The sequence below is a fragment of the Flavobacterium restrictum genome (assembly GCF_007097245.1).
In the GTDB taxonomy this organism is placed as follows: domain Bacteria; phylum Bacteroidota; class Bacteroidia; order Flavobacteriales; family Flavobacteriaceae; genus Flavobacterium; species Flavobacterium restrictum.
Genome location: NZ_VJZT01000015.1, coordinates 19,668 through 33,116, shown reverse-complemented (window position 1 = coordinate 33,116; position 13,449 = coordinate 19,668). Strand labels below are relative to the sequence as shown.

General features: G+C 36.9%; 11 protein-coding genes. 2 read left to right on the top strand and 9 right to left on the bottom strand.

The genetic code is table 11. The annotated features are described in order from the left end of the window. Positions 1 to 16: 16 nt before the first annotated feature. From FNW21_RS13140 to FNW21_RS13130, 3 genes are all read right to left on the bottom strand, one after another. On the bottom strand, positions 17 to 652 hold the full coding sequence (locus FNW21_RS13140) for a LysE family transporter (RefSeq protein ID WP_144257215.1): 636 nt from the start codon (positions 650 to 652) through the stop codon (positions 17 to 19). A 31-nt stretch (positions 653 to 683) separates the two neighbouring features. Further along, positions 684 to 1,361, bottom strand: coding sequence for a tRNA (guanosine(46)-N7)-methyltransferase TrmB (gene trmB, locus FNW21_RS13135; RefSeq protein WP_144257214.1), 678 nt, complete (start codon positions 1,359 to 1,361; stop codon positions 684 to 686). Between the two features lie 106 nt (positions 1,362 to 1,467). Continuing rightward, positions 1,468 to 3,930, bottom strand: coding sequence for an AsmA family protein (locus FNW21_RS13130; protein WP_144257213.1), 2,463 nt, complete (start codon positions 3,928 to 3,930; stop codon positions 1,468 to 1,470). 237 nt (positions 3,931 to 4,167) lie between these two features. On the opposite strand from FNW21_RS13130, the gene FNW21_RS13125 reads away from it, so the two are divergent. Continuing rightward, positions 4,168 to 4,710, top strand: coding sequence for a porin family protein (locus tag FNW21_RS13125; RefSeq protein ID WP_185963933.1), 543 nt, complete (start codon positions 4,168 to 4,170; stop codon positions 4,708 to 4,710). A gap of 234 nt (positions 4,711 to 4,944) precedes the next feature. Here FNW21_RS13125 and FNW21_RS13120 read toward each other — a convergent pair whose 3' ends face one another. The 5 genes from FNW21_RS13120 to FNW21_RS13100 all read right to left on the bottom strand — a co-directional run bounded on the left by FNW21_RS13120 (position 4,945) and on the right by FNW21_RS13100 (position 11,880). Further along, positions 4,945 to 7,152, bottom strand: a complete 2,208-nt coding sequence (locus FNW21_RS13120) for a TonB-dependent receptor (protein ID WP_144257274.1) — start codon at positions 7,150 to 7,152, stop codon at positions 4,945 to 4,947. A 161-nt stretch (positions 7,153 to 7,313) separates the two neighbouring features. After that, complete coding sequence (locus tag FNW21_RS13115) at positions 7,314 to 7,661, bottom strand: hypothetical protein (protein WP_144257273.1); 348 nt, start codon at positions 7,659 to 7,661, stop codon at positions 7,314 to 7,316. Positions 7,662 to 7,762: 101 nt separating this feature from the next. Beyond that, a complete protein-coding gene (locus FNW21_RS13110) occupies positions 7,763 to 8,752 on the bottom strand; it encodes an aspartate-semialdehyde dehydrogenase (protein WP_144257211.1) in 990 nt (329 codons plus the stop codon). A 179-nt stretch (positions 8,753 to 8,931) separates the two neighbouring features. Continuing rightward, complete coding sequence (gene mscL, locus FNW21_RS13105; protein ID WP_144257210.1) at positions 8,932 to 9,360, bottom strand: large-conductance mechanosensitive channel protein MscL; 429 nt, start codon at positions 9,358 to 9,360, stop codon at positions 8,932 to 8,934. A gap of 78 nt (positions 9,361 to 9,438) precedes the next feature. Further along, positions 9,439 to 11,880: a bifunctional UDP-N-acetylmuramoyl-tripeptide:D-alanyl-D-alanine ligase/alanine racemase gene (locus FNW21_RS13100; RefSeq protein ID WP_144257209.1), complete on the bottom strand. Its 2,442-nt coding sequence runs from the start codon at positions 11,878 to 11,880 to the stop codon at positions 9,439 to 9,441. Between the two features lie 228 nt (positions 11,881 to 12,108). On the opposite strand from FNW21_RS13100, the gene FNW21_RS13095 reads away from it, so the two are divergent. After that, positions 12,109 to 12,714 carry a hypothetical protein gene (locus FNW21_RS13095; RefSeq protein ID WP_144257272.1) on the top strand — a complete coding sequence of 202 codons (606 nt, stop codon included), beginning with the start codon at positions 12,109 to 12,111 and terminating at the stop codon, positions 12,712 to 12,714. Here FNW21_RS13095 and FNW21_RS13090 read toward each other — a convergent pair. Beyond that, entirely contained in the window at positions 12,709 to 13,416 is a 708-nt protein-coding gene (locus FNW21_RS13090; protein WP_144257208.1) for a porin family protein, read from the bottom strand. The genes FNW21_RS13095 and FNW21_RS13090 overlap by 6 nt on opposite strands. Positions 13,417 to 13,449 lie beyond the last annotated feature (33 nt).

Sequence of the window (13,449 nt, the reverse complement as noted above, 5' to 3'; positions counted from 1 at the left end):
ATTAAAGTAACGAGAATTACCCTAGATAATAGGTGCTAATGTTCCAAAGTGTTATCAGCGTAATGATTCCCGTTATGCTTCCTATTATGGTATTCATGTTGCGAACGATATAATCGGCTTTGGATTCTATTCTTTCAAAAAAAGAGACGTAGCAATAAAACACTAAAAAAGAACCTGTTACCACACCGCTTACAAAGATTAGAATTGAAAATAAATCAAACGAAAATAAGCTGTAAGAAGCCAAAGTAATGCTTACCAAAACATAATAAGGAATGGGAAACAAATTGAGTGTTGACAAGAGCATGCCCAGAAAAAAGCGAGAACTTTTGCTGTATTTTTTTATTTTTCCTTTTTTTCGTTTTGGTTTTTTGGCAATCCACAGGAAATAAACGGTCAAAAAAGCAAAAACAACACAACCTATTTCACGAAGTAAAAGGATTAAAGCTGGTTTTCCATCGATTACTCGGGCAAAAAAAATAGCTACCGTGGTTTGAAAAAAAATAACTAGAACAGCACCTAGAACAAACCACAATGCGGTTCGTTTTCCTTCTTTCAAATTTATTTTCACTGCAGTCATATTGATTAATCCTGGCGGAGAAATACCTATAAAAGCGGTTGCAAAACCTAGTAAAAAGGATAAAATAAATGTCATATCGTTGTAAAACCGTTTTTTGGGCGCAAATTTATTCTTTAATCTTAAATCGAATGTATGTAATTGCTTTGTTTATTTCTAAATATTGTTTTTCGTAAAAAGTTTGAAAAGCAGTTACTTCCTCGGGACTTCCTTCGTTTACGTACACATTATGATTGGCATATAAAACCTCGTGCCCTTCGCCATGCAAAAGCCCTAAAGTATAACCGTGCATGAACTCCGAATCGGTTTTTAGATTGACAACACCGTCTTTTTTGAGGATTTTTTTATACAATTGCAAAAACTCCGAATTCGTCATGCGGTGTTTGGTACGCTTGTATTTAATTTGCGGATCTGGAAAAGTAATCCAAATTTCGTCTACTTCGTTTTGGGCAAAAATATGGTTAATTAACTCGATTTGAGTCCGGATAAAGGCTACGTTATGCAATCCTGTTTCTACAGCAGTCTTGGCTCCGCGCCAAAAACGAGCGCCCTTAATATCGATACCTACAAAATTTTTATTGGGATATTTTTCGGCTAAACCTACGGAATATTCTCCTTTTCCACAGCCTAGTTCTAGAACCAAAGGATTTTCATTTTTAAAAAAATCAGTGTTCCATTTCCCTTTTAACGGAAATAAATCCCCCACGACTTCCTCTCTTGTTGGTTGAAAAACATTGTTGAATGTTTCGTTTTCTTTGAATCTTTTTAATTTATTTTTGCTTCCCACGATAGTATTGAATTTAGGGCAAAATTAAACAATTATAAACAAACGGAGGCTTTGGTAAACAAAAAATGAAAATTATCCTTCTCGTTACAAGTTCATTCCATTATTTTTAGTTTTTGTCGCCCTTTATTAGCTTTATTTTTACACCGCCTTGATCATCATCGGTGGCTAATAGATGCAAAACAATTCCTCTGTTCCTTTTTTCGGCTCTTTCCTTTTTGTCCGTGATTTTAAGGTCATCTTTGGGATTTCGGAGTGGAATATCCATTTTTAAATTAGTACCTTTTTCCAAAGCATACACTCCGTTAACATCAAAATTGAGTACGCTAGAACTAATTTTAAAATCGTTGATGAACACTTTGCGGTTGTTGACGTTTAAGTTGGCAGATAAATCGCTAAAAGTAATGTTATCCAAATCTCTAAACGGAAAAAGGAATTTCCAGCCTTTTTTGATAGGTGCAAAATCCACCAAAGCACCATTATTGACTTTGAAATTTACCGTTCCGTTCAACGAGTTTTTGATTAAATCCCCAGCAGGATTAAGTGCTACGGCTAAATTTGCTGTTAGGTTTAAACGCCCTTTAATACTTTTGGGATTGAAGGAGGTAACCCCAAAATTATCAAAATAAGCAAGGAAAGGCCCTATTTCGACCTGGTTGACTTTGGCTTGTGATTGGACATAGTAGTTGGCATTTTTTGGCGTAAGCTGGGCATTATACGCTATTGTTCCTCCTGCAGTTTGCAAAAATCCGTTGTTAATGTCTAGATGGCTGTTGTTTATTACAATAGTCGCTTTGGCATGGGTTGCAAGCAATTTTTCATATTTTATTTTATCGGCTTTCAAGTCGACTGTAACTTTGCATTTTCCTAACACCTCCCGAAGAGAGTTAGAAAAACTACCTGCTTTTTTGGCTGGAGCTGTTCGGGCTTGTTGCTTGCTCGATAAAATGGCAAGAAATTGTTTTGCGTTGATATAAGGTGCATAAATTCTCCAATTGATGATCATTTTTTCGGGATCATTGTAATACAGATTCAGGAAATTAGCAATGTCACATTTCATAAAAACGGTATTGTACCGGTCTTTGAAAATTATTTTTTGAATGTGCAAAGCGGTATCCGTAAAATCCATTTGAATCGCTGTGCGGGTTAGCGTAATGTTTTTGTTCACGTATTTTATGGTGGCATCATTGACCGTAACATTTCCAGTAAAATGAGGTTTATTGATTTTATAATTTACAATATCTACCGCAAAATCTAGGTTTACTTTTGCATTTCCGTTAGAAAAAAGCACAAAATCTTTGTTGACAAATTCGTTCAATTGTGCCATTTTAAAAGCAGCAGTAAATTTTCCCGTTGCCAATGGTTTATCAAAATTAGTGATTCTGGCTAGCGGAATGGCAACCGGAATACCTTGAAATTTCCCTGAAAAAGCGTTGATAACAATAGCCGAATTGGCATCGTCATTGCCTTTTCCATTTACAAAGTTATTCGTGTATTTGCCGTCAAAATTGCAATTGGTTATGGTACCATCTGGCGCTTTGAGTTCGTTGTCCCGAAGGAGAGCGGTGGCAATAATTTCAGGATCACCCTCTGCGTTCATGTCGCCTTTTATGGTGCATCGCGCTTGAAGCGGTGCTTTGAAATCAAAAAGATTGAGTCTAGAGCTAATGTTGTTTGCCAGTAATCCCGAAGCTTCTCGCCACAGGATTTTGGTCTTGATATCGAGGTCGTAGTTGGCATTTTTTTTGCCCAAATTAAAATGTCCTGAAATGTCAAAAGGATTATTTCCAATGGTGAAATTTTGGGACAAAACGCTTATTAGATCTTCCTTTTTGGCGTAATCAACCAGTAAGTTTCCTTGTACAATTTTATCTTTTATAAAGCTTCCATGCAGTTGGTTGAATGCCATTTGTTTGGCCAAAGTAGTCAGGGACAAATTGGTTTTGATGTGATCCTGCAAATAGTCCATCTTGGCGTACAAGGAAGCGACTTCAAAATGAAAAAGCTTGTGCCGTTGTTGGTTTTCGGAAATAAAAACTACTTCGTTGCAACTGATTTCGTTAATTTCGATTTTCGTATCACTTTTGGGTTTGATTTGACTTGATTTTGGTTTGAAAATAGCGGTATTGGTAAGTCCGTTTTTAGCTTTAAAAATGTCAACCGTAGCTTGATTCATTACAATTTTATGAATGATTACTTGATGATCTATTAATTTCAAAACATTCAATCGCACCTCGATTTCTTTGGCTTTAAAAAAAGTATGATGATGTTGCGCCCACAAACTGTCCTTGATAGCAACGTCCTTGATAGCGATGGTAACATTAGGAAAACCAACCAAAAACTTATATTGAATGTCGCCAATACTCACTTTCCCTATAATATTATCATTGATTTGTGCATGCAATGCCGCCATTATTTTAGGCTTATTTTGGTTCACATAAACCGCCAAACCTCCGGCAATAACAAGTACTAGCGCAAGTATTCCTAATGCGAAAAAAGCAATTTTTTTGGCAATTTTTTTTACCTGTAGCCCACTTAATTTTTTTTTAATAGTAGCATAAAATTGACTCATTCTCTTTGCTTTTAGTTTGAAATAAAGATAGTTAAAACAAAAGAATTTACTGCTTTTTTTATTGGATTTAGCATTAAACTGGAGTGAAAGAAACTATTTTTGAAATATCGACGTTACTAATACAGGAAGATCCCATCGTTGTTTTATTGAAATGATTTTTGAATCGAACGGCTATAATTAGTATTTTTACAAAGCAATTTTAACTCAAGCGAATTATTAATTCTAAAAATGAAGATTATGAAACTAGCAAAACCATTTTTGATTGCAATCCTTTTTTTATTAGCTGCTAATGTGGCTACTGCCCAAGGTTGGGGCGTACGAGCGGGTGTAAATTTAGCCTCGGCATCCAATGGAAGTTTTGGAAAAACCGACATACGCACTGGAGGGTATCTTGGTGTTTACAAAGAAATGACCATTATCTCAAAACTATTGTTTATTCAACCCGAAGTCCAATTTTCTAAACAAGGATTTAATACCAAAACGACTGATTTTGATCTCGATTACATCCAAGTTCCTGTTTTGGCCAAGGTGTATTTAGCCAAAGTGGTAAGCTTTGAAACGGGACCCCAATTTGGATTTAAAATCAGTGATAAAGTTAGTGGCTCTAATAATAATCCTGATTTTAACACCTTTGATACCGCTTGGGCTGGTGGCTTTTCATTTAACTTTCCTATGGGATTAGCTATAAATGCACGATACATTACCAGTTTTACAGATGTGATAAAATACGATAGTCATAAAAGTCAAGTTATTCAATTAGGCGCTAGTTTTACATTTTAAGCTCCTTTTTTTCATAGAAGTGATTTAGACTTTTTCCATTTGCTAAAAAATTTGTCTTTTGCACCCAATTTCAGCCTTTTTTTCGTTCCGTAGCCCAGCTATGCATCTTAAAAAAGACTAAAATTGGGCACAAAATCCTAAATTTTCGCTTAAATGCAAAAAGTCTAAATCACTTCATAAAAAAACTACCAAGAAGACGAACTTTTTGGTAGTTTTTGTTTTTTAACGGGGTTTTTACAAATTGAAATTCACTCCCAAAATAATATTCCGACCTATGTTTGGGATTCCATCCGTTTTTAATCTAGAAAGGTGTGCTATGTATTTTTTGTCCAAAAGGTTGTTGCCATTTAGACTCACATCAAATGCGGTTTTGCCCAGTTTTACATTGCCACCAAGACCCAAATTCAGCAGCGTATAACCATTAGATTGGGTTTCGAAACCGCTTACCTTTTTTTGATTAAAAGTGGTTGAAACCGTTAAGGCTGCAAATCCATCTGCTAACCAATTCTTGATCTTAAACTCGCCACGAAGCGTATTATTCCAATTGTTTGCTGGAATTAAGGGCAAGTAATCCCCATTTTGTTTTTGACCTGTTACGCTTTCAAAACTGGTTTCATAATGCAACCAATCTAGCGGATGCGGATGAAAATGCAGTCCAATTTCGCCGCCGTACAACTTGGCGTTGTTTTGAATATAGTCAAAAACAGCATTGTCAGCAATTACAGTTCCTGTAGGCGAAGTGTAAATATAATGATTGATGTGGTTGTAAAAACCATTGGCAAAAAACTCAAAATGACCGTTTTTATATTCTAAATTCAAATCGGTTTGTATGTTTTGCTCGGTTTTCAAATTGCTGTTTCCCACTTCATAGCGATTGGTGCCTTCATGAACACCGTTTGAGGTTAACTCGGCTAAATTGGGAGCTCTAAAACCCGAAGCAAGATTCAGTCGCAAAGTCATATTGGTTGCCAAATTGGTTTTGTAACCCAAAGAAGCATTAAAGCTGTCAAAGGATTTATCAATAGCTTGAAAAGAACCTTCTTCGCCTGAAATTCCTTGTGCGGTTGTGGTTATTTTACGGTTATCAAAACGCAAACCTGCTTGCAAAACACTGGATTTCCATTCGTGATTAATTGTTCCAAAAACGCCAAAATCTGTAGTGGTCGCATCTGGAATTAAGTACTCGGTTCCAGAGTTGCGATTGGTTTGGTGCATGCCTTGAATGCCAAAAATAGATTCCAATTTACCAATGGTAGGCAAGTGGTATTTGACATCGTAATTAACCGTTTTTAGTTTCATGTGCAAGCCTGCAATGGTGGTTTCAGGAAATTCACTTCGGTCATTGGCAATATAGCCTAGGTCTACATCGAGTTTTGATTTTTCGAAAAAGAAAACGGTATTTAAACTCAACAAATGATTAAAAACACCTTGTTTAGGAAACGCCGTATGTTTGCTTATAGTTTGATTTGCAATGCCTTCCTCGGGTATTCCTAAATCCAGTTTGTTATAATTGTAGCGCAAAACACTCGAAAATGTCGCATTGCTGTATCCAATTCCAGTTTTAAAATCGGTTTCGTTGTAGCGCGTATTGGTTACACGATCGCCACCCGAAATACTATAATCAGCATGGGTGTTGTAGCTTCCACGAGCGAGAAATTTCCAATTTTCGGTTGATGTTTTAACGCCCAAACTGGTATTGCTTCCTTGTGTATTGCTAAAATATTTTTGACTAAAATTAGTTTTGAACGCATGGGCTTCGGCGAACTTTTCGGGGTTAAAATACAAAACGCCGCCCAAGGCATCCGAGCCATACAGTAACGAAGCGGGGCCTTTGATTACCTCTACACTTTCTATTCCGGCATCATTCAAACCCAATCCGTGCTCGTCGCCAAACTGTTGGTTTTCCATACGAACACCTTGCGAATACACTAAAACTCGATTCCCACTTAACCCTCTAATCACGGGTTTTCCTATGGATGTTCCTGTCGAGATTTGTGCTACACCAGGAATGGTTGCCAATCCTTCGATGAGTGTTGCGGTACCTTTTCGTTGCAGGCTTTTAATGCTTTCGTGCTCGACTTTCATTACGTTTTGCGATTGTATTTTGTTGAAAGCCGTAGATACAATTACCTCATCCATTTGAAAAATGGTTTCTTCAAGAACGATGTGTAGCGTTGTTGTTTTTGCGAGCGACGAAACGAGTTTGTTTTGGGTAGCAAAGCCTACAAAAACAAACTGCACTTTTAAATTTCCTTGTGGTAAATTAGTTAGATTATAGGCACCATTCTCGTCAGTAACGGTGCTTTTATGCAGTTCGGGTACATATACCGAAACGCCTTTGAGTGGTTCATTTTTTAAATTGGTTACGATTCCCGAAACCGTATTTTGTGCCTGAACCAATGCAGAAATTCCTAAAAATAGGGCTATAATTATTTTTTTCATGGTGTAAAAAGTAGTAGTCCAACTTGCCATTTTCTTTTTAGAAAAAAGTCCAAGTGGAATTGTTTTTTGAATAAAGGGAAGACTCAAAATGCGTTCCTGACAAATTGTATTTTGCAACTTTCAATTTGTCCTAATACTTCGCAAAGAGTGTGGAGTGTTTGTTAAATACTACTTTCTGGTGGTCCACGAAGGGAATATAAACTGCCCGAAAACGAAAGAACCGCTTCCTTGGTGGCAAAAAAATAAGGAGTTTTATGGGATGTTGTGGCAACTGGGTATGAAAAAACATCGGGCAAAAGGTAGCTTCCAAAAGTGAATTCGCAAACAAAACAATGGTCAAATCCTTTGTGTTGGTGGGTTAGCTCCGCTTTTTGAGACTGTTTATGGTAGCATATTTTTTGCGAAAGCTGTTTTTCGTGGTGCTCATAACCATGAAACGATTGAAACACTATCGAAAACAATAGTATAATCGCAAAGAAAAGATTCGCTATGAGTTGTTTCTTTTTCATGAATGCCAAAGGTAAGGCTTCTTGAAAAAAGAAAACCATTTGTTACAGCAAAATTATTTTGCCAAAACAAATGGTTTTTTTTTAATCAAAACAAATCTGATTTACACCAATTTTGCTTCAATAAGATATTCGGCAATTTGAATCGTGTTTGTTGCTGCTCCTTTTCGCAAATTATCCGCTACAATCCACATATTTAAAGTGTTCTGTTGGCTCTCGTCTCTACGAATTCTACCTACAAAAACATCGTTTTTACCTTCGGCATAGCGTGGCATTGGGTATGTATAAGTGTCCAAGTTGTCTTGAACAGTGATGCCGTCAGTATGATGTAAAATATTTCGCACCTCACTCACGTCAAAATCATGGGCAAATTCCACATTAACGGCTTCGCTATGGCCGCCTACAACGGGAACACGAACGGCTGTTGCGGTAACTTTTATGCTGTTATCACTCAATATTTTTTTGGTTTCGTTTACCAATTTCATTTCTTCTTTGGTGTATCCGTTTGCCTCAAAACTATCACATTGTGGAATACAATTGCGGTTTATTTTATATTTATAAACCATATCACCTTCGATGCCAGCACATTCATTTTCAAATTGTTGCACTGCCTTTACCCCAGTTCCTGTGATCGATTGGTAGGTAGAAACAATCACTCGTTTGATCGTGTATTTTTTATGTAAAGGTGCCAAAGCCAATACCATTTGAATAGTCGAACAGTTTGGGTTGGCAATAATTTTATCGGCAGCGGTTAATTCACCGGCATTGATTTCAGGAACTACTAATTTTTTGGTAGGATCCATTCTCCAAGCCGAAGAATTATCGATAACGGTTGTTCCAGCAGCAGCAAATTTGGGTGCCCATTCTAATGATGTTTCGCCACCTGCCGAGAACAAAGCAATATCCGCTTTACTATCTACAGCCGTTTGCAAGCCTACTACTTTGTATTTTTTTCCGTTGAATTCGATTTCTTTTCCAATAGATTTCTCTGATGCTACAGGAATTAATTCGGTTACAGGGAAATTTCGTTCTGCTAATACTTTCAACATGATTTCGCCAACCATTCCGGTAGCGCCTACTACTGCTATTCTCATTGTATATTTTTTTTGTATTGACTTTCTATTTGAAGCACAAAAGTAAGTAATATTCAAATTAAAACAAGGGTGTTCACAAAAAATAACAAAATGTTATATTTATAACAAAATGTCGTTTTCTAAAGAAAAACCGCTTCTTGACAGAAGCGGTTTGGTTAGAATATATAAATGCAGCGGTGTTATTTTTTTAGTAAATCCCTGATTTGAATCAACAATTCCTCTTGTGTTGGTCCAGCGGGAGCGGCAGGAGCCTCAATTTCTTTTTTCTTGGTTTTTTCGTAGGCTTTTAAAACCATGAAAATACAAAAACCAATGATTACAAAATCAAAAATAGTTTGAATAAACGCTCCATAGTTTAGCGCTACTTCTGCAACTGCAGGCACTTTTTCGGTACCGTTTTCCATTACAGCAGGAATTCCGTCTTGGAGTACCACTTTTAAGTTTTTGAAATCTACTTTTCCTAGTAATAATCCTATTGGTGGCATCAAAACATCATTTGTAAAAGAAGTTACAATTTTGCCAAAAGCACCACCTACTATTACGGCTGTAGCCAAATTTACAATTTCGCCTTTCATCAAAAAGGCTTTAAAATCACTTACAAATCCCATATTTTGTACTTTTTAAATTAATTAAGAAGACGAATTTATAAAAAAATTGCGATATTCTTTATTTTATGTTAAAAAAAATTATTCTCGATAAAAAACTCTTTTTACCCGCTGCGAAACACTAGTTAGAATTTCATAGGAAATCGTGTCTAATTTTTTGGCAATTTCAGAAACAGTTGGAGTGGTACCAAAAATAATTACCGAGTCCCCTTCGGAACACTCGATTTCGCTGCAGTCTACCATCAACATATCCATGCAAACGCTGCCTACAATAGCTGCTTTTTTGTTTTTTATCATAACATAACCCACTCCATTTCCCCAATGTCTCGAAATTCCGTCAGCGTACCCAATAGGAATTGTTGCAATCTTGGTGGGTTTTGTCGCTATAAATCTTCTGCCGTAGCCCACACTTTCGCCAGCCGATATCGTTCTAATTTGCGAAATTATCGATTTGAGTGTACTCACGTTTTCCAGGTTTTTTTGTTCTTCATAATCATTAGAAACACCGTAAAGTCCTATTCCCAAACGAACCATGTCGTATTGTGCGCTAGGAAAATTGCTAATTCCAGACGTATTCAAAATATGCCGAATGGGTTTTATACTCAACTCCATCATGAGTTTGGTGCTTAATTTTTCGAATAACTGAATTTGTTCCGCTGCAAATTCTTGGTGTTCTGGCGCATCGCTGGTGGCCATGTGCGACAAAATACTTTTTATAAAAACGGTCGTATTGCCTTTTAAAACAGCAATCAAATCCGTTAGGGTATTTTCTTCAAAACCCAAGCGGTGCATGCCCGTATCGAGTTTGATGTGAATGGGGAATTGTTTTAAATTTTTTTGTTTGGCAATTTTCAAAAAAGCGTGTAAGCCTTTTAAACTGTAGATTTCAGGTTCCAATTGGTTTTGAATAATGGCCAAAAAACTGGTTGTTTCTGGATTCAAAACCATAATTGGGAGTTTGATTCCCGCATTTTTTAACGCCATTCCTTCATCGGCGAAAGCCACACCTAGATAATCGGCTTTGTGGTGTTCGAGTAATTTAGCGATTTCGAAACCGCCATTTCCATACCCAAAAGCTTTGACCATAACCATCATTTTGGTAGTTGGTTTGAGTTTGGATTTAAAGAAATTAAAATTATGACTTATGGCATTCAAATTAATTTCGAGAACCGTTTCATGGGTTTTCTCGGCCAATGTAGCTACAATTTGCTCAAATTGAAAGGTTCGTGCACCTTTGATCAAAATGGTTTCGTTCCCAAAATGCAAATGGTCTATTTGTGCCAAAAAAGCATCGGTATCCGGGAAGGTACTGCAATTGATAAACTTGTTTTTGAATTCCGAAATCGTTGCGCCAATCCCAATAACACGGTTGATTTTGTTAGAGGTAATGAGTTGCGAAACTTTGGAATACAATTCCTCATTAGACAAACCACTTTGAAAAATATCAGACAGTATGACCGTTTTCTTGGGGTACTGTTTTTGACTTTCTAAAAAATCCAATGCAATTTTTAACGATTGAAAATCAGAGCTGTAACTATCATCAATCAAACTCGAATTATGAATCCCGTTTTTGACTTTCAACCGCATTTCAACCGGATATAATAACTCCATTCGATGTTCGATCGTGTCCTGATCGTACCCAAAATGCAAGAGTACCATGAGGCACTGAATGGCATTTTCTATAGAGGCGTCGTCTTGAAAAGGGATTTTAAGGTCAAAAGTGGTTGTGCCTTTTTTGAGGGTTAAAAGGGTTTTGTCTAAAACCGTTTTCTTGACAATAAAAACATCGGCATTGGGGTCTTTGCAACTCCAAGAAAAGGTTTTTATGTTGGGATTCAAAAACGTGTCTATAGTTTTGTTCTTATGGTAAATGATGATTTGGGCTTCTTTAAAAAGCACTAATTTTTCTTTTATTTTTTCGCCAATAGTAGCAAAACCCTCATCGTGTGCAGAACCAATGTTGGTTAGGATACCAATCGTGGGTTTCATAATGCGTTCGAGATGAACCATTTCGGCTACGGTTGAAATTCCCGCTTCAAAAATTCCAAGATTGTGTTGCTCATTTATGGACAAAATCGACAGCGGAACGCCCACTTGCGAATTGTAACTTTTAGGACTACGGATAATGGTAAACTCGGGACTTAAGAGGAAATTAAGCCATTCTTTTACAATGGTTTTGCCGTTGCTGCCGGTAATTCCTATGACAGGAAAAACAAAAAGGCTGCGGTAATACTGCGCCAAGTGTTGCAAGGCAACAGTAGTGTTTTGTACCACCAAGAAAGTGGCTTTCCCTACACAGTTTTCGGGAATATGGGCGACCACAAAATTACGTACTCCATTTACAATCAGTTCATTAATATAACTGTGAGCATCGTTGTTAGGACCAACCAAAGCAAAAAATAAGGTCGAAACACCGTTTTGTAACGAACGACTGTCGATGGAAACGGTTTCGATTTCGGCAGTTGTATTGCCCGAAAAATCAGCCTGTAACTGCTCCGAAATAGTGTGTATGTTTAATTTCATGGTGTAAAATCCGTTTGCTGGCGTTAATCGAATACGTTTCGAAAAGCCACATCAAAAATAGCACTTCTTTTCAAATAAAAAGGCAAACTTAATAGCCACCAATACACAAAGTCACAAAGAATAATAAATTGCATTTGCCGTGCCACTTTTTTCAATAAATTAGCACCTTAAAACAGCTTTGCGCCTTTGCGGCAAAAGAGCGGAAATTCCACATTAACACCCGATGCCTTGAAAAAAATCCTGCCTTTATTCTCGTACCTGTTTCATCCTGTTTTTATTTCGGTGTATGCGGGAATGTTATACCTTTATTTTAATGGGAATTATTTTTCGAGCAAAGAACAGTTTTTTGTGCTCTTGCAAATTACCATTATGACCGTTTGCCTTCCCGTTTTGTTCTACTTATTGCTGCGTTCCTTAAAAAAAATAGATTCGGTAATGGCCTTTGAAGTTTCGCAACGCAAAGTCCCACTGTTGCTGCAATCCTTTTTGCTTATTGTTTTACTGCGTCAAAACATTACCATCGAGCGGTATTTTGAACTCCATTTTTTCTTTTTGGGAGCACTTATGAGCACGCTATTGGCTCTTGTGTTGGTTTTTTTTAAAGTAAAAGCCAGTTTGCACCAACTCGCCATTAGTTCGCTAACGGTTTTTGCTTTTGGGTTAAGCGTGTACCATCAAATAGGTGGGATTTATGTGCTGATTTTTTTGGTGCTTATCAATGGTTTTGTGGCCTCTTCTCGTCTCGAAATGGAAGCCCACACGCCAAAAGAATTGGGTATTGGATTGCTTTTGGGAATGATTCCGCAGTTGTTGCTGTTGCGTCTCTGGCTATAAAATATAAAAAACAACTCCTAGATTAAACGCCTTCATTTGAAGCGATTCGCCAGCAATTTGCCCCGATTTAAACAGTGAATTCAAACCATAATAGGCATACACATTCAAGGTATTGTAGCCAGACGCGAGATAAACACCGTATTGAAATGGGTTGAAATCTTTATTGTTTTTTATGGTGGTATTGACCAAATCGCTTTTGTAAATGGATTTATCACTAACCAAATAACTGCATTTAATACCGCCATAAATACGCCAAAATTTAGTGCTTTCATACGTAGATGTTCGCCATCTTAACTCCAGCGGCAGGTCGATCAAAAGTTGCGAAAACTGATTTTTGCTATAACTAGTAGTCGACTCGATTATAGCATAACTAGGCAAATTGCTCGTTCCGGTAATCGCCATATTTTGAACATAATTGTTGTATGTCAAGCCAATTCCTGTGGCAAAAGCGAATGTGCGTTTTTTATTAATAGGCATATCACGAAGAAATCCACCCGAAAAACCGGTTGAAAATTTATTTTTAGAATAGTCTTTTGGCGTATTTTTTAGGCTGTTATAGGTAAAGCTAAAATAAAACTGATCTTCCCGATACAACGAATCAATTTTGACTTTTGTGTCTGTTTCTGACACTATTTTTTCTTGCGAAAAAGCAGTACACGCCGTTAGCATAAAAAAACAAGCCCGTAGTATTTGTCTATTCATTTTTGTTGTTTTTAGCGTAATCCCTAGTTTAGA